14 protein-coding genes are annotated in these 25,751 nt (G+C 44.9%); 1 reads left to right on the top strand and 13 read right to left on the bottom strand.

What is annotated here, in order from left to right:
• Positions 1-2 precede the first annotated feature (2 nt).
• From C5749_RS11935 to C5749_RS11920, 4 genes are read right to left on the bottom strand one after another with little or no spacing between them, the layout of a single operon-like run.
• Positions 3-1,154 (bottom strand): CaiB/BaiF CoA transferase family protein, encoded by a 1,152-nt coding sequence (locus C5749_RS11935; RefSeq protein ID WP_105726321.1) that lies wholly within the window; start codon positions 1,152-1,154, stop codon positions 3-5.
• Complete coding sequence (locus tag C5749_RS11930) at positions 1,147-2,313, bottom strand: ABC transporter substrate-binding protein (RefSeq protein WP_105726319.1); 1,167 nt, start codon at positions 2,311-2,313, stop codon at positions 1,147-1,149. The genes C5749_RS11935 and C5749_RS11930 overlap by 8 nt, the downstream gene beginning before the upstream one ends.
• Before the next feature lie 38 nt (positions 2,314-2,351).
• The gene (locus tag C5749_RS11925) at positions 2,352-3,905 is read right to left on the bottom strand and encodes a RagB/SusD family nutrient uptake outer membrane protein (protein ID WP_181151381.1); all 1,554 of its coding nucleotides are present in this window, start codon (positions 3,903-3,905) and stop codon (positions 2,352-2,354) included.
• Between the two features lie 31 nt (positions 3,906-3,936).
• The gene (locus C5749_RS11920) at positions 3,937-7,059 is read right to left on the bottom strand and encodes a SusC/RagA family TonB-linked outer membrane protein (protein WP_105726315.1); all 3,123 of its coding nucleotides are present in this window, start codon (positions 7,057-7,059) and stop codon (positions 3,937-3,939) included.
• Between the two features lie 322 nt (positions 7,060-7,381).
• Here C5749_RS11920 and C5749_RS11915 point away from each other — a divergent pair, with 322 nt between their 5' ends.
• The gene (locus tag C5749_RS11915; protein WP_181151378.1) at positions 7,382-8,167 is read left to right on the top strand and encodes an IclR family transcriptional regulator; all 786 of its coding nucleotides are present in this window, start codon (positions 7,382-7,384) and stop codon (positions 8,165-8,167) included.
• On the opposite strand, the gene C5749_RS11910 is transcribed toward C5749_RS11915, so the two are convergent.
• From C5749_RS11910 to C5749_RS11870, 9 genes are all read right to left on the bottom strand, one after another.
• A complete protein-coding gene (locus C5749_RS11910; RefSeq protein WP_219847973.1) occupies positions 8,164-9,537 on the bottom strand; it encodes a glycoside hydrolase family 88/105 protein in 1,374 nt (457 codons plus the stop codon). The two genes, C5749_RS11915 and C5749_RS11910, sit on opposite strands and share 4 nt — an antisense overlap.
• Before the next feature lie 29 nt (positions 9,538-9,566).
• Positions 9,567-11,147, bottom strand: a complete 1,581-nt coding sequence (locus C5749_RS11905) for an SLC5 family protein (RefSeq protein ID WP_105726311.1) — start codon at positions 11,145-11,147, stop codon at positions 9,567-9,569.
• A gap of 7 nt (positions 11,148-11,154) precedes the next feature.
• Positions 11,155-12,228 (bottom strand): Gfo/Idh/MocA family protein, encoded by a 1,074-nt coding sequence (locus C5749_RS11900; RefSeq protein ID WP_105726309.1) that lies wholly within the window; start codon positions 12,226-12,228, stop codon positions 11,155-11,157.
• A 9-nt stretch (positions 12,229-12,237) separates the two neighbouring features.
• On the bottom strand, positions 12,238-14,748 hold the full coding sequence (locus tag C5749_RS11895; protein WP_105726307.1) for an L-rhamnose mutarotase: 2,511 nt from the start codon (positions 14,746-14,748) through the stop codon (positions 12,238-12,240).
• A gap of 62 nt (positions 14,749-14,810) precedes the next feature.
• Positions 14,811-17,147: a glycoside hydrolase family 2 TIM barrel-domain containing protein gene (locus C5749_RS11890; protein ID WP_181151376.1), complete on the bottom strand. Its 2,337-nt coding sequence runs from the start codon at positions 17,145-17,147 to the stop codon at positions 14,811-14,813.
• 76 nt (positions 17,148-17,223) lie between these two features.
• Entirely contained in the window at positions 17,224-18,324 is a 1,101-nt protein-coding gene (locus C5749_RS11885; RefSeq protein WP_105726303.1) for a glycoside hydrolase family protein, read from the bottom strand.
• Positions 18,325-18,331: 7 nt separating this feature from the next.
• Positions 18,332-20,965, bottom strand: a complete 2,634-nt coding sequence (locus C5749_RS11880) for a family 78 glycoside hydrolase catalytic domain (protein ID WP_181151374.1) — start codon at positions 20,963-20,965, stop codon at positions 18,332-18,334.
• 274 nt (positions 20,966-21,239) lie between these two features.
• Positions 21,240-22,742, bottom strand: a complete 1,503-nt coding sequence (locus C5749_RS11875) for a RagB/SusD family nutrient uptake outer membrane protein (protein ID WP_105726299.1) — start codon at positions 22,740-22,742, stop codon at positions 21,240-21,242.
• A 37-nt stretch (positions 22,743-22,779) separates the two neighbouring features.
• Complete coding sequence (locus tag C5749_RS11870; RefSeq protein WP_105726297.1) at positions 22,780-25,728, bottom strand: SusC/RagA family TonB-linked outer membrane protein; 2,949 nt, start codon at positions 25,726-25,728, stop codon at positions 22,780-22,782.
• Positions 25,729-25,751: the final 23 nt, after the last annotated feature.

The raw sequence follows: 25,751 nt of genomic DNA, 5'->3' as shown, positions 1-25,751 counted from the left end.
ATTTAATCTACTAAGTAATCGTTCACAATTTTTTCATTATCCTGCCCTACTTTGGGTGCCGGCTTATCGGCATACAACGGCGCTCCATCGATATAATAAACGCTACGCGTAGTTTTTAACTTCGTTCCATCTTGCAACGCAACCTCCTGCGTCATACCTGCATGCAGAAAGCCCTCTTCTTGAAAAAAGCGGTGATAATCGTTTACTGGTCCGCACCAGATACCTACTGCTTCCAGAATTCCCGTCCATTCGTCGGTTGTTTTCTGAAGCAAAACGTCGTTAAATTCCTGTAGTATTTGATCTCGTTTTGAAAACCAAGCGGATGCATCGCGATATCGTTCGCTGGGTAACCCGATAGCCCCTGCTATTTTTTCGACATTCCCCATGGCCAACGCCAAGTAGCCGTCTGCGGTTTTATATACGCCATAAGGGGCGCTTAAATAGGCGTGTGCACCACCACGAACGGCGGATCGTTGCGGTAATTTTCGGCCATCATTGAAATGCGTAGTTAGCACCTCGAATTGCATATCCAGTACCGATTCCAAGAGACTGACTTCTACCAATACACTTTGCTGCGTACGCGAACGCTTTAACAATGCGGCTAAAATGCCTTGTGTCAGGTGCGTCGCGCAATACATATCCACTACTGCCAAACCAAACGGTACCGGTCCATCACCCTCACTTCCAGACAGCCAAGAAAGGCCGGATAAAGACTGTACTAACAAGTCTTGCCCAGGCTTTTTGGCCCAAGGTCCATCGTTTCCGTAGCCGGTAACCGTCGCATAGATAATCTTTGGATTAAGCGATTTTACACTTTCGTAATCCAATCCTATCTTTTCCATCACACCGGGCCGGAAATTATGGGTAATGACGTCCGCTTTTTGAATTAGTGCCTTGATATCCTCCAGATCTGCTTCATTCTTTAAGTCTGCTGCGTACGATTCCTTATTTCGGTTTATCGTATGAAAAACCAAACTACTCTCGTCGACAAAAATATTTTTAATGGCAATCTGACGCCCTCCCTCGCCCTTCTCCGGACGCTCAATCTTAACAACACGAGCGCCCAGATCCGCTAAACGCAAACCAGCTGTAGGGCCTGCCATAAACTGGGAAAACTCCAGCACCAATAATCCGGCTAACGGTTTCTTATCCATGTGCCTTTTCCCCTACTAATGATTCCCGATACATGCGATTTAATTCATCCAATACGATCTTTTCACTGCCTCCATGCTTTAAATAATTCACCACCACATCGCCTGCATGATCTTGAAAATGAAGGTGTCCGTCGTAGCGCGGGCGCAGATAGGCCCGTTCAAAAGCAGGTAGGGTGTTTTTAAAATAGTCGGCGGTATAGGCGTTCACCTTATCACTTTTCCAAGCTCTTAAGTGCCCCGGTTGTCCACCGTTTTCGGTATACAAGGTTTCTTGAATTTCGGGCGACGCCACAAAACGCGCGTAGTCCATGGCCACATCGATATGCTTACCCTGTGAGGAAACGGCTAGACCAGCGCCACCCAAGGTACTAACCAGCGGTTGGTTGTTCAACAACACCAAATCGTGAAAATGCAAGACCTTGCGGGCATAGCCTTCCCTAGCGTAGTTCGAGTAACCATAAGCGAACGGACAGTATACGATCTGGTCACGTTGGGTCATTTCTTCGAATACCTTGAAAGGGTTCTTTTCGTAAAAAGCAGGATCCAGCTCATCGGCTAGCGTCTTTAACAGTTGCAAAACTTGTGTTCCCACCGCGTCACTGATGACCTTATCGTCCTGTTGGCATGGCTCTTCGCCCAGGGAGCAGCAGAAACCGTAGAAACTCATTAATACATCGATCGGTAATAAGGAAAATCCAACACGGCCTTTTTTCGCAAGCGCGAGAAGGTCATCAAAGGTACGCGGAAGTGCTAAGCCCATTTCTTGTAAAAGGTCAGGGCGACTTGCCGCCACGGGTGTTGCCGCATCCGTGGGAAGGGCCCACTGTTTCCCTTCAAAATTATAGCTCGCGTACGATTGCCCTACACTATTAACCCGTTGGTCTGCCAAAAAATCCGCTGGCAAAAAATCATCAAAAGGCGCAAGCATACCTTTTGCAGCTGCGTGTCCGGTCCATGGATGGTCAATGACCATGAGGTCGTATTCTTTCGCCAAATCCGTAACCGACTTATCCGCAAACTCTTGCAATGTACGCTTCTTCCAAACGATTTCGACTTCTGGGTGTAACTCTTCAAAACGTTGCGCAGTAGCAACCATCGGCACAAATCCTCTCGTATGCCCCCATGTAATCCCTTTCAGTTGGATTTTCTCTTTCTTCATGTATTAAAATTATTATTTTTTTGTACTACAACAGGATATTACTTGTATCCGTCATTTTGTTCTAGTTGCGGGTTGTTATCCAACTCTGTAATGCTAAACGGCAGTCGATAATTATGTTCTCTAAACACATAAGATACACCAGACGGATTTTTCAACGTTGGTAATAAGGTGTGAGCTATTTTCCAACGTTTCAAATCGTTATATCGATGTCCTTCCAAGGCAAATTCGATACGGCGCTCGTGCCGGATGTAATCGCGTAGATTGTCTTGCGAACTATATTTTGCTCTATCCACATCAGGCAAGTCCACGCCACTTCGTCCCCGAACCAGATTAAGTTGATTATACACCACTTCCACAGGACCGTCCAATTCATTCACAGCCTCAGCATACATCAATAAAATATCCGCATAACGGAGATGGATATAGTCTTGATCCGATTGACGGGCCGTCTCATTTACGAACGGCAGACGACGCAAATCTACCCATTTTTTTGTATGAAATCCCGTATATGTATTGTAAATCTCACCGGTTTCCCCGGTAACCGGGTTTACCCACTCATCACTTGGTAACTTGACCGTAGCGTATAGTCGCGGATCTCTATTTCGGTAGGGGTTTTCGGCATCATAATACGTAGATTCTTCCGGGCGTTTACCGTCTTTCATTTCGTAATCGTCCACAAGGTTTTTGTACGGCTGCATCAAGGCAAACCAACCCAGTTCGATGTCTAGTCCACCCGCGCCTGGACGAAGGCGGTGTACGCTATTCGGTGCCAAATATTGCGTAGCAAACATAATCTCCCGGTTCACAGAAGCTTTCGCCTGCCCATCCGTCGTGAACAGATCTTCATAGCTGTCTGCCAATGAAAATGTATTATCAGCAATGATTTCTTCTAGGAGCGAGCGGGCTGCTCCCCAATTTTGCTGGGTCATATAGACACGTGCTTTGATACCTTGTGCGCTGGCTTTCACGGCATGTCCTTTATAAAGCCCTGTCGGTAAATGTGCTATGGCAAAGTCTAAATCTTCATGAATAAACGAGTAGACTTCTTCCTCGGAGGATTTTTGGATGCGTATGTCTTCCAACTTCGTTAGAAAATTACGGTACACTACTACACCACCAAAAGACTGTACCAGATCAAAATATGCTAACGCACGGAGGAACCGGGCCTCCGCTTTATACACATTAACAAGCTGTTCTGCGAGCGGCGCTCTATCCACATTATCGAGGAAATAGTTGGCACTAGAAATTAATTTGTAAGGCGTGCTATATATATTGGGTAACGCACCTCCCAGTCCCGGTGAAATGCCGCCCGTAGTCATGACACTTAGATTCGGCTGTGTGTTGTTGCCAGGATCTGCAAAAGCGTTGTCCGTAAGAGCATCAAGATACACTCGCTCATAGCCCAGAAAATTTTCCTGCAAACGATAATACACTCCCGCCAATGCCGTTTCTACATCTTTTTGGCTCGTCCAAAAAACCTCACTTGACACACTATTTTTAGGATTCTTATCCAAAAAATCCTTATTACAGCTTCCTCCGAATAACATAAAGGAGGCGACCGTTGCTAATGTTAATATTTTAAAACCTTTCATGGTTAAATTCATTTGAGTAAATACTTTTTTACTAAAACCTGATATTAGCCCCGATATTAAAAATTCGAGCCTGTGGATATTGGGCAAAATTACCTGAAGTCGAGGAACGTTCGGGATCGGCGCCCTTATAATCAGTAATGGTAAAGACATTATCTGCCGATACATAGATCTGTGCACCCTTTAATTTTGCCGACTGCAACCAGTTCGATGGTACGTCGTAGGATAGCATCACGTTCTTTAACCGCAGGTAAGATGCATCGCGTAAATAATAGGTAGAGCCCTTATAAGCTGCCACGCCATTATATCCAGCTACATAAACCGCGGGTAATTCGTTGCTTCTATTCTCCGCTGTCCACGCATTCCGCCATTCGGTCGTCGGCGCAGTTCCCTGCATAAACGGATCAATACCCCAGTTCTCTACTCTGTTTTTTAATCCATCAACACCCTGAAAAAATGCACTTAAATTGAAATTTTTATACCCGACATTCAAACCAAAAGAATACATGTAGTTCGGATAAGCGCCATCTACAACGACCCGATCATTGGCGTCGACTACCCCATCGCCGTTGATATCTTTCATTTTTAGATCTCCGGCTTGCGGGTTAGGGTTTAACTCGTGTGCCGGTACGTCGGCACCGGGTAAAACATCTTCTTCCTGGAAAATACCATCCCATACGTACAGGTAATGTGCATCATATGCATGACCAATCTCCCGAATACGCGTTCCATAATTGGGCACGCGAATATGTAACAATTCATTGCGCGCCGTAGAGATCATACCGTTCACACTATAGGATACTTCTCCGATACGGTTGTGGTGCGCTAAAGCAAGTTCGACACCTCGATTTCGCATTTTCCCGTCATTGGTTACAGGACTCTCCAATCCAAGACTTGCCGGTACTGGTTGTCGAGCCAAAATATCATAGGCAGTTTTGTTAAACCAATCAAAGTTTATTTCCAATAATCGGTTTCTTGTTGCAAAGTCAAAGCCGAAATTAAATACGTTTGTCGATTCCCACTTAAGGCTTTCATCATTAAATACGTTAACTACTGCTCCAGAACTTAGTTGTTCATTATCGAACGAATAATAAATATCCCTGAGAGTAAGGTTATTGTGATAAGCGTAGGCTCCGATATCTTGATTACCAAGAATACCATATGAAGTCCGCAGTTTCAACTGTGACACCCACGGCAAAGCTTCTTGGACAAAGTCTTCGTGAGAAACCATCCATGCACCCGAGAAAGACGGGAACACTCCCCAGCGATATCCAGGAGACACTTTGGATGTTCCATCGTAGCGTAGGTTAGACTCTATAAAATACTTTTCTTTGTAGTTGTAACCCACCCGGCCAAAGAAAGACTGCAAGGCCCATTCTGAAGGTGTAATCACACCCGGCAAGCGCGGGTGGTTAAAGTATAATGTCTCCCCAGAAGGTAGATAGCCCGTCAGATCATCTAAATCAGGGTAAACGCCCGAAATCCTCCGTCCCCTCAGGCTCTGCGTTCGATACGAAATCTGCTCATAACCCGCTAAAGCAGAGAAATTGTGGTCACTCCCAAATGTTGTATTGTAGTTTAAAACCGAATAAATGGTGGGAGTCAATGTTTTTGCATATTGATCGGTCACGCCTAATATATCGGGACCAAAAGTGGACCGTCTGTAATCTCCTGTCTGTGGATCGCGCTCCTGCAACAGGAATGCATCGTAAGGAACTTGATGCATCTTGTAAAATTGGTCTTCATAATTTAATGCAAATTTTGTTGTCCACACCAAGTTTTTAAAAGGTGTTACATCGATAAAGGCTTGCGCATTCACGTTATAATCTCTTGTGAGTTGGTTGCCCATCGCATAATATTCTTGAGGGTTACGGTTTCTACCTTCACGTTCATATGCTCTGGAAACTACCCGACCACTCCCATCCGGTAAAAATGGACCGTATAACGGCCCCGACGCATAAATGGATAAAGCCATATTTTCTCCGGTGAATGGGGGTTCCCGTCTGTCACGATACGTGGCGTTTACGATGGTTCCAACTTTAACATAGTCCGAAAGTTCATTCGTATAATTCAACAGGGCATTGTAGCGTTTAAAGTCATATCCTTTAATCATCGCTTTCTGGTCAAGATAGCCCAAAGAAAGATTAAAGGTGTTTTTCTCAGCGCCACCACTTATAGAAAGGTTATGATTATGTGTGGTAGCCGGATTGATATAATAGTCTACCGCATCGAAATTTGGATACTGTTCTCTATCTGTTGCATTCCGATAAGCTTCTATCCATTCTGGTTCAAAGTTAAATTCTATTCCTGAACGTTCCGCCGCTTGATTATACATTTCCATATATTCCGCTGAATTGGTAATGAAGTCTGGCAGTGCCGTGGGGGTATGCCGCGCTACATTCACGCGGTAACTCACCGTAGTCGCTCCTTTTTTGCCGGCTTTGGTGGTGACCAGAATGACACCATTTGCCGCTCTCGATCCATAGATCGCTGCTGAAGACGCGTCTTTTAGTACCGTTATATTTTCAATATCGTCTGGCGATAGCGTATTTAAGGATCCTGCTACACCATCGATTAAAACCAACGGGGCCGTACTTCCGCCAAACGATCCCCGTCCGCGTATCAATAAATTGGGGTTATCCCGACCTGGTTCCCCAGAAGGCTGGGTTACCTGTAAACCCGGAATCCTACCCTGTAGCATATTGGCAGCATTAGGTACGGGTCGTTCCGTAAGCGTTTTCCCATCGACGGTCGCAAGTGCCCCAGAGACGTGGGATCGGCGTTGTACACCATAGCCAACCACAACTACTTCGTCCAACGTCGCTCCATCCTCCTCTAACACCACCGTCAATTCCGCATCTTCTGTTACGGACACCGTCTTAGACGTATGTCCAATTGCCGAAAACACAACATTTCCCGGCGTCGTTAAACGAACGCTAAATCGACCGTCCTGACCAGCAGATGTTTCCGCACCCCCGTAATGAATGGTTGCACCTGCGACCACACCTCCCGAGGAAGACAATACCTGCCCGCTTACATTAATAAAATCTTGTGTTTGCACGGTAGATGTCTTAGCCATACCGAGCATAGGGACAGCAACGCTCCATACCGTAGCACATGTCGCATAAAAAAGCCATCTTCTTGTTGATGTTACCATAATTAAATTGTGTTTATAATTTTTACTCCCCTTGTTTTCGAGACGTTAGCTACATCAGAAAACACGATTTATAATATTCAAATATAAATACAATATTTGAATATAAAAACACATTGCCTAATTTTCCAGAATGATCTAGGTTCGTAACGTACTCTTTTCTACATAACATGGAGGCAAACGCAACGTACATCACTGAAAATTTGCTGACTTGCATAAAGTCTACATGCGCTGTGCGCCTCCATCAGGGATATACGCTTTTTACACATAGGAAGTAGGCTTTTTTTTATATCTTTAACACTATCCGATAATCATGCAACAGATTATGTCATCAAACAATGTCGATAAGTACAAAGCACCAGCTCTTGAAAAAGGGCTCGCCATCATAGAATACCTCGCACTCCAACCTGCTGCCCAATCGCAATCGGAAATTGCTATTGGCTTGGACAAAAGCCCAAACGAGATTTATCGTATGCTTGCTTCTTTGGAAAGCCGGGGATACATACAGCGCGACACCATTTCTTCGAAATATTCCCTCACGCTCAAACTTTATTATTTATCTCACCGGCATTCTTTAGTAGAAAGACTGCGTTCGGCGGCATTGCAACCAATGAGGCAGGCCTCTGCTGTCATACAGCAGCCTTGCCACCTTTCGGTGTTATTTAATGATAAGGTTTTGGTAGTGGCCTACAGTAAAAGCCCTCGCCCAATAGCGGTAATGATTGAGGAAGGTAATTTATACAATGTTTTGAGTACAGCTTCGGGAAAAACTTTGCTTAGTTTTTTAGATGACAGTAGTAGAGATCAGCTATTGCAGCAGGATTCGAATTATCAAAAACTATCCAAAGCCCAAAAAAGAGATTTCCAAAAAGAACTCATACACATCAGGAAGCAGGGCTACACAGCAATGCCCAGTTCATATGCACAAGGAATCGTCGATTTTTCTGTTCCCATAGGTCACACGTCATCCGACATTACGGCTTGCCTCACGGTTTCTAAGCTGCTCACGCTAGCGGATGAAAATGAGCCTTCACACGATGACATTATTCAAGCATTACACACCTGTAAAAAAGAAATTGAAAGCAATCTCGGGTTGGTGTCTCTGCCTTAACGATCGTTATCATTCAACCGTTCATATTCAAGAGAAGCGAGGATAAATGTTCCTATGGCTTTTCCCTCATTTTCCACAATGGTGACATCCTTTCCGGCAAGGTAATAGTTAATTGTTCCTGTCCGAGATGGATCTTTAGCTGGCCCTAATCCGGCGGAAGCACAGCTTTGCACAATATCAATCTTTGAGCTGTTTGGCTGTTCCTTAATAAAGGTTTCCAATATACCATGATAAGCTTTTTCCGCGGTAGGGAGATAAATCGCTTTATCCAGTATCCCTAACCGAATACCTTTGAGATAGGCGTACGTAAAAATACTAGAGGCCGATGATTCGAGATAATTTGGTGCATTTCCGATGTTATAAACTTCTCCAACAACAGTATCCCCTTTGCCATCTGCAGTCATACTGGCATCGTATTGTAACAACTGATACCAGAGCCCCGACCCATCGTCTTGCCAACGTTTTAGTCCAGTAGCGACCTGATTAGCTATATCTACGATTTCGGGGTAGGAAGAATGATTTTTCGGCATAAATTCAAGCACATCGATCAACGCTGCAAAATACCACCCCATGCCGCGTGCCCAAAACTCTTGGCTACAACCAATGAAAGGATCTCGCTGATTCGCCCAGAAAGAATTAGAGTCTGCAGGTGTCGCTGACCAAGCATGGTAATTCAGTTGCTTATCTGCATTATACGTTTTCTGATGAATGGTTTTAAATTGCAGGGCGATATCATTCCAGCTTGCCTTATTTTCTACAGAATCAGTTATTCCAAACGTACTTTCCCACTGTGCGTAGATCGGAGAGCCCATATACAGCCCATCAAGCCACATCTGATTGGGATATACGGCCTTGTGAAAGAAACCTCCTGCTCCCGGTAATCCCGTTGCGATCCGGGAATGGTCGTATTTTAACGTATTCCGGATCAGATCCACTGCATTGCGATAGCGTTCAGCATCCTTGGTATTACCTTTACGCAATTCTTCTTCATACAAGGTAAAGTAGATACGACCAGCTGGAAGATCATCGATATTACTAGGACGAAGTGCAGAGCCGCCTTTGCTGTTCATAATCATGGTACCATCTTCATTTAAATTCAAATCGGCAAAAGCTTTTACAGATCGGTAGTATTCTTCTTTTTCCGGATACTGCTTCCATGTTTCCAGCACAGCACCAGCCACTAGCCCCGATACATAATCCCACCCTGTCGAATCCAATTTGGACTGATAATGCCTATTGCAGTAAAAATCACCCAAACCATGTGAATCGACCATTTTATGCGACCACAACGTGGCTTTACTATCCTGATGTTGACGACAAGCCGTGAAGAGCAAAGGTAGTAAAGCAAATATTATATATTTTTTCATCATCTATTTTTCAAACAAGCTACTACATTACATTAACTAAAAACCAAATATAACAATACCATCACAGCGAACAATATGCCCCAAGCCCATTTTACTTTAGCGGTTGGCTTTTCCATCTGAAAGCGAAAAGCCATTTCATTTTCTTTTTCATACACCGATTTTGGAACCGTCAACGATAGGATGACACCCAGTATCAGTAAAGCTAAGAATAGGTAAAACGAAAGCAACAGGTAGTGTGGCCAAAAGGTGTAGACATCTTTTGGAAAAATCCAGAGATAAGCGACACCCGTTCCAAGGCTTAACACCGCACCAAAAGTCAGCAGGGTATTTACGGCCATTTTGTTCGTTCTCTTCCAGAGAACAGCCATCAAAAAAATGACGGCAAGAGGAGGCGCGATAAACCCTAAGATAGACTGAAACACATCAAAGAGGTTCAAGCCCTTTATTTGGTCAATAGCTATTGCAACTAAAACAGAGATAAAGCAGCCTACAATAATCGTATAACGTCCGACTTGTGTTACCCGGCGGCTATCTGCATCAGGATTGATATGTTTCAAATAGATATCCATCGTATAGACAGTACTCAGGGAATTGAGGGAGGAACCAATCGTACCAACTAATACAGCTATTAGCACTACAATCACCAATCCGTTCAGACCTGTCGGAAAAAGATTCGTTACCATCGTCATATAAGCGAGCGACGGATCATCCAATCCAGGAAAAAGGATATAACAGATAATGCCGGTCAGAATGAAGAGTGGTAAAGAAAGAATTTTCAACCATGCTATAAAATTCACCCCGAGCTGCCCTTGCTCCAGGTTTTTAGCGCCTAAAACGGACTGTACCATGGCTTGGTCTGTACAGAAAAACGCAATGGCAGCGACAGGATACCCCAACGCAATAGCATACCAGGGATAATCTGGGTCGTTTGCAGGCTTGATCAGCGACCAATAACCATCCGGCGTCCTATCTGTCAATGCCTGTAACCCGCCTATCTCCGATAGCCCCAGGAACGTCAGCAAAGCAGAGACCCCTATTAACAATATCATCTGGAAAATATTGATTTTCGCGACCGTGCGCAATCCTCCCGTATAGGCAAACACACCGGCCAAAGCGACTAGCACAATGACGGACTGCCACATGGGGATACCCAATATCTGTCGAACGAGGAACCCGCCAGCAAACAAACTTAGCGACAGCCACGATATCATCATTTTGACCAAAGAGTACCATGCCAGAATCGTTTGGGTCCCTGGTCCGTATCGTTTTCCCATAAATTCCGGAAGCGTGCGCACGCCTGATGCCAAATACCGTGGAGCAAAAACTACAGCCAACAGAAAAAGGTATACAAAGGCATACCAATCGAAATTAACGGCAACAATCCCCGTGGTATAACCAACCGTGGCAAACGCCAACAACATCGATGGACCGACATTTGTTGCCCACATATTGAAACCTATACTGTACCAACTTAACGATTTCCCTGCTAAAAAATGCGCAGCCCCTTGTTCTTTTGTACGGGATGAAAGCAGACCGATAACAATTAAAGTAACGAGGTATACGACTACGATTCCATAATCGTATATCGTCAATTTGTCCATGAGGTTATTCATGTGCTTATTACAAGTTTACGCTATAGGTTGTTAATAAATCTTTTGGACGAATCGGTTTGCCTGTGCTTAGTGATTCATCCATGGCCTGCAATAGCGCAATCGTACCAATTCCTTCTTTCATATCCGGATATGCCGGCGTATCCTCGCGAATCGCTTTGGCAAAATGCTCCAGATAGTTTTGATATTCGCCAGCATGGTGGCTCTTGCCTTCGAAGCGAAAATAATGCTTCAGTTTATGCTCCCAAGTTAACATTCTTTCCTCCCCGGTACGATCCGTGATGGCATAACGCAAATCCATATAATCTGCCTGACTACATCCTTCAGTGCCTCGCAGGATACAGCTCATCTCGCTATCGCGGGTTACAGGTTGTACCGGTCCGGTATAAGCGCCGCTTACACGGGCTACCCGACCATCGGCAGCTTTAAAAATAAAATGCATCGTGTCGGCATTTTGCAACCCGCCCTTTCGGCCGTTGGCACTCAACATGCCATACCCCATCACTTCCTCAATATCAGGGAGGTACCAACGAATAAAGTCCACGGGATGGCTGAGTCCTCCATACAACCATTTGAAGGATGACTGTAAAGACCAAGGTTTCTCTAAAAACCAGCGATGGTCGGCATGATAATAGCCTTCGATGGTGATTAAATCTCCAATCAAGCCTGCCTCAAAATCGGCACGTTGCTTTTTCATCGGTTCGAAAAAGCGGGAACTCTGTCCGACGAAAACTCGTTTTCCAGTCTGTTTAGCCAAAGCCAGCAGTTCGTTCGCGTCCGCTAGGTTGTCAATAAAGGGTTTAGTGCAAATGACATGTTTACCATGCTCCAAGGCCTGCTTGATGTGTGTGGCATGCAGATGATCTGGCGTATAGATAGCGACGGCCTCTAGGTCAGGGTTTTCTAACAAATCTTCGTAGCGTTTAGTATACGCATGGAAATCGAATTCCTTCATGCGCTTGCGTCCGAGTTCTTCATTCAAATCGCAAACTTGCACTAATTCTATATGTTCACTTTGTAAAGCCGCAGACATGGTGCTCCTTCCTTCACCAAGGCCTAGAATACCTAATCTTAATTTCTCCATTTTTGTATCTTATCTCTTATAAAAAATCCACGTTTCGTTTGCGGCTGTGCCCGGAACACCTTCTTGATAAGTGCTCATCAGTTGGTTCCACTTCACTACCCTAGGATTATCTTTGGTCGTCAATGTATCAATCTCGGCAAAGTCTTTTCCTTTGGGAAAAGAAATATATAGTAACAGCTGCCTTCCGCTTCGGTATAACAATACCTCCTGAAAGTCCGCCTGACAAAAACCCGCCGCTACTTCCGGCCATTCTTCGAATTGCTTTTCATGATATTCGAAGTATTCCTTTTGCTTATTTTCATCCTCTACCAATTGCGCTGTCAAAAGTACAAAATCGACCTCTTCCGCCTCTTCCTGATTTTCACAATATTGGCGGTCAAAGGTATAAAATACATCGTTGAACATGTTGACCGTTAGCTGGGGATAATTCGCCAACATGGCGCTTGTCAGTTTTTTTGCGTGTTCGTCATCCGTTTTTAACAACATATAATCGCCCCATGCATATATTTGTGGATGTGCTATCCCCTGCGTCTTAGCAAACGATGCTAATCCATCTTTCGAGAGTGATTGCTGCTTATCGTGCACTTGAACAAAAACAGGTTTCGTAAACGGAACGTACTGGTTAAATGTATAGCCATCTTTAACCGTTTCTTTCCATTTAAGCAGGTCCCGAAACGGCTTTTCCAAACCTGTGTTAAATGCTGTTCTATCTGCTTCAGGACCGTTATTTTCCCAAATGACACCGGGACCATTTGCATTTTTTAGAATCTTATTTTCAGGAAACCAGTTATCGGACACATCCATGTAAGCAGATCCTTCGTCGGTATATAAATAAAACCAATGGTCTGGGATATGCGCGTAGGGTGATACATATATACTGTCTATTTCATTCTCTCTTATTTTGGTGCCCGGCTGTGCTGAAAGCGTATAAATCCCGGCGACATCATACATAAACTTGCCATACCGTGTTATTCTATTCCGCTCCACCGTATTGTTCTTCATCACATTTACAGTTGGCGTCCATCCCCATCCCAAACTGATTCCTGAATAGGCGATATCACTGATATCATTATGAGAAATATCCACGCCCTGCACAAATCCCGCTCCTATACCCACGGCACCCCAATCTTCATTTGCCGTGTTATGAATGAGATTATTTCGAACCACAATTTCACGTGTAACCTCTCGTTCATCTTGTGGTTCATAGGGTAGATGTGCTTCAAATTGATCGTCCGAAAATTTCCCGATAAGCACTGCATTCCCACCGATATCATAAAAGATATTACCCTCTAGACGGTCACGAAAATTGCCTTCATAAAAGTCAAATCCTGTCGACGCTAAACGGCTAAAGGTACATCGCTGAAACTGTACATAACTTGTATTTTTGAGTACGACAGCGCTTGCAGGCCGTCCTACCCACGCCTGATTTTCCAGTCCGGCTTTATCCGGTGTACCCGGCCTGTCCAATTTGTATGCTTCGTGAAAATACATCCCTGCCTGCAACGCAACATGACCATGTGTATTGGGTCGGAACCATGCGGCATGAGAAAAAGACACACCCTCAACCTGTATATGAGAAACTGGATCTTCTAATGTACCTTCCAACTGCACGATAGTCTCTAGATAGGGGAAAATCACCTGTGCTTGTTCCATATCCTCATCGTCGCGTTTATAATAATATACTTTCTCTTCGTCTTCATCCAAAAACCATTCACCTGGTTTATCCAAAAACTGCAACGCATTAACCAAACGAAAAGCTGAATTTCCTGATTCTTTCGATAGCCATGGTTTAGGCCAAGGATGTTCACTTTGGATTTTGCTCTCCGGTTGATGAAAATAGACTTCAATACTATCCTTATGCACTACAGCATTTTTTACGCGCAGCTGTGCAATAGCCCACCACTGATGAATAAAAAACTCCATCCCTTCCGTCAATTTGAACCCGTTAAATACGTTCGGAATAATAGCAGTTTGTTTATCAAAATCCCAATTCAAGATACGCGGCAGCTCCAAATCACCGTGACTTTCTGCGCGGATAGCTTTTTTGTCGTTCACCCATAGCTGACGGAAGTTAACACGTTTCCCTCCTACTTTCGGTGCATCTGCCACGTAAATATGCCGGGCAACTGCCGATGGGATGTCCCGGTGTTTACCCAGCTTCGTCCAGCCCGATATTTTTCTTCCACCAGAGAACACCACCTTATCGCCTGCTATGGAGCGTATCCGTGTAGGGCTTTCCGGTGTGCCACTGTCTTCGGGACGAAGTCGAATCGTTTGTGCAGGAAAATAGATTCCTTTCTTAATCCAGATATTGATTCCCTCGGAGATGCTAGGATCATTCAATCGACGAAGCTCCCTAGCGTGGCGTATGGCGTCTTCTAATGCGTTATAAGGACGCTCCATAGAGCCGTTGCCAGTAATATTATTGCTGTTTTGCTCCACGTAAATATCTGCAGCGTGCAACGAAACAGCAACACAGAGCATACACGTTAACCAAATGATCTTCTTGCTTATATTCATATTTTCAATATCCTGTATTTTGATCAGATCATGTAGAATAGCGATAAAGGCCGCTTGAAAACCTACTTAATTACTATTTCTTTTATAATTGTATTGGCTTTGACGATTATCTTTGCCTCTTTTTCCAAGCTATTTTTTTGAGCCATTGCTATGGCCAAACCTTTATACGTTTTTCGTTTGGGGCTACTTAGCGAATTCAAGTCAGCTTGATAACCATTATCGGTACCTCTGATCGTTAGATTTTCTTGAGGCAAAAAAGACACCTCCACATCACTATCCGGCACAATAGTACCATTTTTGTCTACTAAGGACACCGTCAGAAAATGCAAATCTGTTGATCCATCTACGGCATAACGATCATGCTCGACATCAACAACGATATCGACAGGTTTACCTGCTGTTTTTTTCACAGCCTCTTGTACCACTTTCCCGTCCTTGATCTTCACTACTTTTAATTCGCCTTTCTCAAATGGCACATTCCAGCTCGCATGCAATACCTCGTCAGTTTTTGACCGGCGACCAAGACTACGACCGTTCAAAAATAACTCGACCTCATCCGCATTGTTATAGTAACACCACACATCCACTTCCTCCCCTTCTTTCCAATTCCAGTGCGGCAAAAGATGCAACACTTCCGTATCTGTCCACTCTGATTGGTACATATAATACACGTCCTTAGGCAGTCCAGCTAAATCTACGATACCGTAATAAGAACTACGCGCCGGATACGGATAAGGTACAGGTTCCCCAAGATAATCAAAACCAGTCCATACGAAAATACCACCTAAGAAATCGCGTTTCTTCACCTCCAGCCAAGCTCGCTCGTGGCTCGTCCCCCAATAGGCTGCTACGTTATCATAGGCGGAAACGGTAAAATCAGGATTGCCGTTGGTCACGAACTTATCCGCAGACGAAGCCGGCCATAACTGGATGGTATCGTGTAAGGCGTCATACACCCCTCGAGTTTGCAGCGCAGAAGTCGTTTCGGAAGCAATCAACGGGACCCCTTTAAATTCCGTCGGCAACTTATCATAATCGAAATATTTATAATTGAAGCCTAACACATCCAATACGCCTGCTTGCGCAATAAAGTTTTTTTCATAGTTGGTTTCGGTTAATGCAGCAGTTACCGGACGCGTCGGGTCTAGTTTCTTCACCACTTCTGTCATCCCTTTTGTGAGTTCAATCCCTGTATCGTCAAATTGTTCGCGGATCTCGTTTCCGATACTCCACATAAAAACAGAAGGATGATTACGGTCACGCTTCACCAAGGTAATGAGGTCAACTATATGATGTTCTTTGAAATCGATGTGATAGTCAAATTTGTTCTTACGTTTTGCCCACATATCGTAAGCTTCATTCTGCACCAAAAAGCCCAATTCGTCACACAGGTCCAAAAATTCTTCCGCAAATGGATTATGGGCGGTACGAATAGCGTTTACGCCCATGTCTTTCATGATCAACAATTGTCTTTTAGCCGCCGATTTGTTGAATGCCGCGCCCAACGCACCTAAATCATGGTGAAGACAGACGCCTAACAGCTTAAATGGCTCGCCGTTCAAAGCAAACCCATTTTCGTCAAAGTGAAAATACCGGAACCCCACTTTATACTTTAATTCATCCAATAGCTTGTTTGTATTATCCAGCACAGTAATGCTCAGCTCGTATAAGGTTGGATTATCAGGAGACCACAACGTAACCCCACCTACTTGCAATTCGTCATCAATTTGGCTATCGGAAAACAACACTGTCTTTTCGGCAATAGTCATCTTATTTTTATCCCGCAATTTCAGCACCACCCTTCCTGCTTTTCCAGACGCAGCCTGGCTGAGCACCGATTGCACACGTACGGAGCTTTTCTCCGTTGACACCTTAGGCGTTGTTATATATGTTTCTGCGGGTAGCAAATGAACAGGGGCGCGTTTCTCCAGCCGAACATCTCGATATATACCCGAACCAGTATACCAGCGGGAATTGGGTTGCATGCTATTATCTACACGAACGGCGATGACATTTTGCTCATTTCCATACCGTAAATAGGGCGTCAAATCACGTTCAAATGAAAGGTACCCATTGCTATTTTTTCCTAAATACTGATCATTCAACCAGACTTCGGCATACCGATACACACCGCCGAAATATATCGTATAATGGCTGCCTTTGTCATTTTCCGACAACTGGAAGGTTTTTCTATACCAGCCTACACCACCAGGAAGCGCACCACCGGCATTACCTGCAGGATATTCTTCACCGAAATCGAAGCCTATACTCCAATCGTGCGGCAATGAAACCTTTTTCCAATTTACGGGAGAAAAGGTTGCTCGTCTGAACTGTAAATCATCTTCTAACGTGAAAGACCAATCTCCATTAAAATTAATTACTTCCCGTGGCTGTGCCATGCTGGACAGGACGGTAACAAACAAAACTAGAAAACACACGAACTTACTAAACATGGGTATTATGATAAGATGTTATTTAATTCGATTCAAACTTTACTTTACTTTTCCCTTTATCTTTAGACGTTGCCAGCGCGATGCCGCGGTTTCCGTCCTTATCAACTGCACAGTAATAGTGATAAACGACTCCTTTATGCTTAATGACAAAGGATTTATGGGCATACTGATTATCAAAGTCTTCAGACGACTCAATGAGGTTATCACCCTGCCAGTCGGTCCAATGGATCAAGTCCTTAGAGGCGGCAAATCGATTGAATGCACCTTCCCGATCTTTCCAAAACGCACCAAAATAAAACATCACCCACGTATTATTGATGCGCTGAATCATGGGATCACCAGTAATTCCCTGCGGATGATGCACAACAGGTTCTTCTAGATAGCGTTTCCAATTTTTCATGTCGTCAGAAACGGCCATACCGATACGTTCGTACCAACGTGTAGGTTTGTTGTTCTCCAGCGAGTCACCTACGGCATTATAATACATAATAAAGCGGTGTCCCGTATTTCTCTTCTTATCTTCCATCACATAACTTTTAAAAAGTTTATGTCGGTTTTCCCACCAACGGACATCCTCATCCTCACTGGTCAAAACAGGTTTATCCAATCGCAACCACTCCATGGGTTTTGTGGGCTTCTCAGCGGTATAGGCCATTCCGATTGCTAAGGGCTCTGGTTCGTACCCAACAGAAGATCCTCCGAAATAGGACATCCAATATTTTCCTTCGTACTTATGGAGTTTATAGCTCCCGCCCCACTTTGTATCGATTAAAGCATTGTATCCCGCACGTTGCATGCTATCCCATTTATCACCGCTCTCTTTTGACATTTGTTTGCCGAGCACTTTCCAGTCCAATAAATCGGCACTCTCAGCCAACCATGTTTCGTATCCCTCTCCATCAAAGACGATATAGGTCATATACCATTTCTTTCCTTGCCGATACACAGTTGGACAATCCATCAAGTCTCCTTTTTGGTTGGGTGTCAAGACCAGACCATACTTATAAGGCGTCTTCACTTCTTGATAAATCTTTTCCATCTCCGTTTCAGAAATTGTTCCGGGCTGTGCCGCCCCCATATTTCCGATCCATACTAGACACAGCAATAGCCATATTTTTCTCATTACCGTATTATTTTATATCATATTTTCCTGAACCCAACTGAATTTCAACCCCAGCATCTGTCAACCGATATTCATAAGCGTCTAATTTCTCTCCATTGATGCGATAATCGACAGATTTCGGGAGCACCAATGTACATCTACTGTTTGCCGGGATATCGACATGGAAGCGTTCCCCATCATGCTCAAACATCACCGACCCGTATGGACTTTCGTATGTTACTGCCCGCTGTTTAACCACGTCGAGCATTTTAGGCGCTATACGTATATGTTTATAAGCAATCGATCCCGTCTCCTGTCCGAGGCCTCCTAGTCGGGTATGAAACCATTCCATCAGATGTCCGAGCATAAAATGATTATTCGATACCGTTGGCAAAGCTGCCCAAGATTCAGTCAAGGCTGTTGCACCCTGACGTATCTGGTAGCCATACCCCGGTCGGGTATCATCCCTGTGCATCGCGTAAATCAAATCGTCTCGTCCTGCTTGCTGTAAAGTCTGCAAGAGATATCGGTGACCAATATCCCCTGCTGTGAAGCTTGTATCCCTATCGGCAATATCTTTTATGAGATTCGCCAACACCTTATCCTTATTCGCTTCGTCTACCAGTCCCACATATAAAGGCATAGCTAACGCCGTCTGGCTTCCGGAGCCATACACCGCATCACGCTCGTTATAAAACTTTTCATTAAATGCCTGATAAACTTTATTTTGAAGTGAATCAGCGTAGCTTTTATATTCATTATCCCCCAACAGCGCAGCAATCTGACTCAAAATCTTCAAATTATAATAGTAGATAGCGGTGGCGGTAATACCCGGAGTGGTTAGCTGAGAAAAACCGGGCCGCTCTGGTCCGAGATCGTACCAATCGCCTAAGCCATGATAAAGGACATTATCTTTCGCTTTTCCTTGAAGATAATGCATATACTTTTTCATCATTTCATAGTTATCCGTCAGGAAGGCTTTATTTCCATACCATTGATAAGCATACCATGCCAATATAATCGAACTCGACCCCCACTCCGGCGAATCACGGAACACATCGCCGCCCCAATCGAAATGAACATACTCCGGTGCCGTTTCGGGCACCAGCCCTTCTTCCGTTTGCGACTGGCGCATATCAGCCAATGATTTGGCAAATAACCGCTCTACATCAAAATTGTATTGTACAGAAGGTCCCATGAGGTGCAGTTGTTCCAGCCAACCTAGTTTTTCACGATGTGGGCAATCTGTGAAAACGCTGACCATATTGCTCTTTATTCCCCAATTAATCAACGTGTGTATTTGGTTAAACAGCGTGTCGGAAGACTGAAAGCTGCCGACCTGTTGTGCACCGTTCCGAATATGTTCAGCCGTGATCTTCTGTATTTCTATTTCTTTGTTTCCGGCGGGCATCAACCTAACCTCGGCATATCGAAACCCGTAATAGGTGAAACGGGGACGCCAACTGATTTCACCATCTTGCGCAAATATATACTGATAGTAATACGGACTTCCTGAATGCTTTTGGTTCGCACGTCCTTCGTCATTCAGGAGCTCTGCAGGATAGATCCGCACTGTATCTCCCTGATTGCCTTTCATCTCCACATGTACGATACCTGATGCGTTCTGTCCAAAATCATATACCCGTGTGCGTTCGTCGATACGGTCTACAGCTTGTGATTCAAATCGCTCCATAATACGAACTGGCTCCGTCTCCTGCGCACGCAGGGGGGGACCTTCCACCAACAACACGTTACCCCAAGCTGTATCGTCATATTCTGGCTGGCTCCATGATGTTGGCAAAACATGCTCATCATAGTCTTCGCCACCATACATACTCGAAAATGTTATTGGCGATTGGTGTACTTTCCAAGTACTGTCACTGTCGATTGTTTCTTTACTGCCATCGTCGTAGGTATTGACGACTTTCATTTTCAGCTTCGGTAGTCCAAAGGCCACTTTATGTTTTTGGTAACGTCCCTTAATAGGAGGGATATAGTAGAACCCGTTTCCGAGTAACACACCAATCGTATTCTTTCCTTGCTGCCAGCGGTCTGTCAGGTCGTAGACGACATAGTAAGCTTCTTTATCATACTTTGTCCAACCCGGTTGCAGCATGGCACTATCTACCGGCTGGCCATTCAGCAGCAGCTCGTAGTGACCCAAACCGGAAATATAGGCTATAGACGACGCCACTTTTTTATCGACATTTACATTCTTCCGAAATACAGGTAAATCGTAATTTTTATCGATGCGCAGTTTGCTCGAGCTTAACGGCAAAGGGTTTATCAGAGAATCTGGCAATTTTTCTTTTGTGATCCATTGTGCCCTCCCCCAATCCGCTTCCGAGAGCAGTCCGGTATGAAAGCTTTGTACAGTACTCTCGGCAACATTTCCTTGGTTATCTTTTACCGCTACGCGCGCATAATAGGTTGTCCCTCCGTCGAGATCCTTTCCGTTATAAATATTATATAAGGACTGATCTGTAGACACCCAATCCGAATCCCATACGATCTCTTGTAGTTTTGACAAATCCGCATCTGTACTCACCGTGATTCTATAATCGGTCTGCGTCACGTTATGCCCGTCGCTCCGGAGTTGCCAACTAAATGAGGGTGTGAGGGTATTCATGCCCAATGGGTTCACCCGTCCTTCTATCAACACGTTTTCAACGTATAATTTCTTTGATGCAAAACAACCTGACAGCCCTGTCAAAATAAAGGTGACAAATATGTAAAAAAATACGCTTCGATAATTTTTAACCCCCTTCATTTTATATAAAATTTTCATTTATCTATATCATCTTATCACGCTTTCCAGAGTCTAGGAAAATAAACGTCAGATTCCGGTGAAAGTATCAAAAGGCATGTATATCGCCATCCTGTAGCGTCCTGTTTGTTACAAACGAAGGGATCGGCCTAAGTGTTGACCATCTAAATCAAAAGTCCGGATTTTGTGTCAGATTGTCGTTTGCTAAAACATCTGCAGGCGGGATAGGGTATAGTAAATATCGTACATCGCTCGCCGGCTTAAGATGCCATTCATTTAAAAATTTTCCGTAGCGAATCAGATCCTGACGTCTATGACCTTCCCAAAAAAGCTCCCTTCCTCTTTCCTCCAAAAGATTGTCTAAAGTTAAAAAATTAAATGGCGAAGCCAGCCGGCTTTCTCGTATTTTATTAACGTACAGTAGGGCATCTGTTTCTCTCCCTATACGCATTAATGCTTCCGCTTTCATCAATAGCACGTCGGCATAGCGTATCAAGACAATATCATTGTCTGCGTTAGCATTCCGGTTGCCATAATCAGGGATATATTTTACGGGTCGATAACCGTCGTATGATCCCGCGCCGACTAAAGTGGATATCTCCTTTCGGAATACAACGCCATTTAAAGGACTGCCGTCAGGTCCGTATTGTTGTCCGGTAAGAAAGCCAGCGTTATACCCGTGCGGCCTAGTAAGCGGATGCGCATAGTACCGTCGGATGTCACTCTCCTCGAATAAATCGTACAAGTCGCCCACGGCAGCGAAGCCATTCCATCCACCACCCGTAGGTAAATTAATTTCCGCCGGAAAAATGGCATGCAGCCATACCCAAAGCGAATGAGAACGCACGCCTCCCCGCCCCTCAACGGTGAAAAGTAGCTCAGAAGATGCTTCGTTATTGTTCGGCACAAAGTTATCCCAATAAAAATCGATTTCCTTTCCGCTAATCTCGTCCGCATATTGGATGACCTTCTCCATATCTTCGGTCGCAAATTGCGGTCGCGCGCGGTCCGCATATACCCCTCGGTTCAGATAAAGTCGTGCAAGGAAGCCGCGTGCGCCATTTTTAGATGCACGATAGGCCGGATTATTGTCTGGCAAGTCCGTCAGTGCCGCCTCAACTTCCTTGATGATAAAGTCAATAGCCTCCTTCCCTACGAAAACCGTAGGCGGCTCTAACAAGTTGTCTCCAGGATTGCGAAACGGCACCTGGTTATATAAATCCAAGATGGCAAACATAAAATAAGCTCTTAGAAACCTAGCCTCAGCAGCGACATCCGGCGACGGGTTAAACCCCAGTACATTGGTTGAATTGAAGACACCTCGATTCAAATTTCTCCACACCGATTGGACGTAGTTATTCTCGGGGACCCAACGATGCGCATGAAGCTGCCGGTATAGCCCCCCATTGTCCCATCCCGAGGGCCGGGACGGAACGATAGCTCCATCCGCACTCACTTCCTGCAGCAACCATACGCTCCCTTCATGTTGCAAAAACACGTTGTCGAAATCACGATAGGCACGCTCCAACAACGTCGAAACGTCCGTATTCTCATTTAAGAACTCTTGAGCTTGCTCTTTCGTCAGATCTGAATTCAGTTCTTCATTAAGGTTTGTGCAAGACATAGCAAGCACACCTATGGCAAGCAGATTAAGGATATATTGGCTTTTCATTGTAATAAATTGTTCTTTAATGGTTGCGTTTTATGTTTTAAAAAGATGCCGTTAACCCGAGCATAAATGTTCTCGCTGTAGGATAAGGTATGTACTCTATACCTAGAGAGGGCACACCATTCACACCCTTGTTCGTATTCACTTCCGGATCAAAACCGGTGTACTTAGTCATGACAAACAAGTTTTGGCCGGTAAGAGATAACCTGACATTCTCGACCCAATCCCTATAAGACCCTAAGTTATAGGACACAGACACGTTCTGAAGGCGAAGGTAATTGCCACTTTCCAAGAAACGGGTAGACATGACGTTGCCATTCGCGACGCTTTCATTGCCCAGACCAATGGTGGGCGATGTATTTCTGCCCAATCCGAGGTTCGCCGCCGTAACGATAGCATTAGCGGTGTTATTGTAAAGCTGGTGACCAAATACGCCGTTGAAGCTTGCCGAAAATGACAATTTCTTATAATCCACAGATGTCGAAAGCCCCATCAAGAAGTTCGGATTGGGATCGCCGACGATTTCGGAAGTTTCACTGTGGCGAGACAGTCCGTTGTCGTCGAGTCCCTCAAACCGAGGCATATAAAAGACAAATAGCGGTTGGTTATTGAGCAGCTGCTGCGAATAATTACCAGGTAGGCCGCTACCATGAATCTGCCCAGTTAAAATAGGCGCTCCAGCGTAGCCGCTGAAGCGGTTTTGTAACACTGTCGCATTGGCTCCGATATCCCAGACCACATTTTCATTCCGGATGGCCGTATAATTTAGCGTGAGCTCCGCACCACTATTTCGAATGGTTGCTGGCAAATTCGTCCAGAACTGCGCAGCGGGGGCTGGTTGTAATGCTGGGAGCTGGAACAATAGGTCATGGGTACGCTTATCAAAGTATTCGATGGAACCATTTAAACGGCTTTCAAATAAAGCGAAATCAAGCCCGATGTTATAGGTTTCGGTTGTTTCCCATCTTAAGTCCGGATTTGCTACATTATTTAACGAGATTTGCTGCAAACCGAAGGAGTAGCGTTCTTGCGAAGCTCCCGCCGGAAATTCTTGGTTTCCCGTGCGGCCCCATCCCAGACGAAGTTTCAGATGATTTAGCCCCTTGGCGGCCTTAAATAGTGATTCTTCCGACAGGACCCATGCCGCTGCCAACGAAGGAAAATAGCCATACTTGTTATTTGCACCGAACTTGGTGGAACCATCAGCGCGCATGGTCGCTGTTAGGAGGTACTTATTGGAAAAGGCCATATTTAAACGTCCGAAATACGATTGCAACTGATTGGTAGGGTCTTTGAAGGAACTAACTCTGATATTGTCACGAGAAGGGTTTTGGAGAATATTCGATCCTTTGATTTCAAAGGATGAGAACCCCGTTGCCTCAATATTGGTATACCTATTTTTATAATCTTGGAATTCATAACCAACCAAGGCATTCAGTCGCACACGATTAAATTCTTTTTCATAATTCAACGTATGAGTTAGGGTCCGGCTGTCGAGCTGACTATTGCTGACGACGGTCTGCCCGAGATCTGTCACCAGATTTAAAAATAAGTCGCCAGAAATATCAACAGCGCGATCACCTTTGGCATGGTTGATACCTAAGCCAAATTTATAATTTAAGCCATCCATAATACGGAACGTTACGCCCATGCTCCCCAAGATATTGGTCACGTTTGCTTTGTCACTGTAGTAGTTAATTAGTGCTAAGGGATTAGTCGGCAAGCCGGGCACACTTTCGTATTGCCGCTGTACATAGTTGCCCTCCGCATTTTGTAGCGGTACGGTCGGATTCCACTCCAGCGCATTACTCACCAAGCTACCATAAACATTCGAGGTCTCCGCAATAGGAGCACCCGATTCGGCTGTATTAGAAGCCATTAAATTAACATCCAACGTGAGTCGATCCTCCGGCAGGAACTTATAACTGGACGTATAGTTACCCGTATACTTACGTAATCCGGAGTTCTGGATGATACCCTCTTGATCGTGATAGCCAGCGGATAAGCGATAATTCCCCTTTTCATTTCCGCCACCTACAGACATATTGACGATATTGGTTTTGGCTACCCGCGTTACGGATTTCATGGCATCCACATTTGCCCCTCCGTCATACTGCGAAAGCTGCCGATTTGCTAGCGCATTCCTGAAGCTGCTGGCATCCATCATCTCTGGCACACGGAAAATGCTGCTGACACCGGTTTGTGCGTCCACTATCAGGCTTGGTGCGCCCGACTTTCCTTTTTTTGTCGTGATGATCACCACACCGTTGGCTCCCCTGGAACCATAAATAGCCGTAGCTGAAGCGTCCTTCAGGACATCGATACTGGCGATATCGTTTGGATTGATAAAGTTCAAAGGATTGGACGCCTCAGCATCGCCCAAACTTGCGGTAAATGCACCCGGCTTCGTGGATCGACCATCAATGGGGACTCCGTCAATAACAAAAAGAGGTTGATTCCCCGAACGAACAGAAGAGTTGCCCCGAATCCGGAACGTGACACCACCTCCAGGCGAACCGCTGTTGTTTACGATGTCGACACCCGCCGCCTTTCCTTGGATCAGCTGGTCTGGGGATGTCATCACACCACGGTTGAAATCATCCTCTCCAACTCGCGCAACAGAACCTGTTAAATCGCGTACGCGACTTGTACCATAACCAACCACGACGACGGCATCTAACTGTCCTACATCTTTAACCAAGGCGACGTCTACCTGTGATCGCTGCTGCACGTCTACATCTAAAGCTTCGTAACCAACATAGCTGAACCGAAGTGCCTGTCCACTTTCTTCAAGCTTCATGGTAAATTGTCCATTTCCATCGGTATAGGTTTGGTGATTGGTGCCAATCACGGAAACACTGACGCCCACAAGCGACGTCCCCGTTTCCGAATCCGTTACCTTCCCGGTCACCGTTCCATTTTGCGCACGCGAGGGCGTACAAAAACATGCCAAAAACACTAATGGCATAAAAAAACGAATAATATGCATAATTAAGATCTATATATGTTTAT

This window comes from Sphingobacterium gobiense (genome assembly GCF_002980575.1).
Classification (GTDB): domain Bacteria; phylum Bacteroidota; class Bacteroidia; order Sphingobacteriales; family Sphingobacteriaceae; genus Sphingobacterium; species Sphingobacterium gobiense.
Note: the sequence above shows the minus strand (reverse complement) of the source record. Positions and strands in the feature narration are given on the sequence as shown.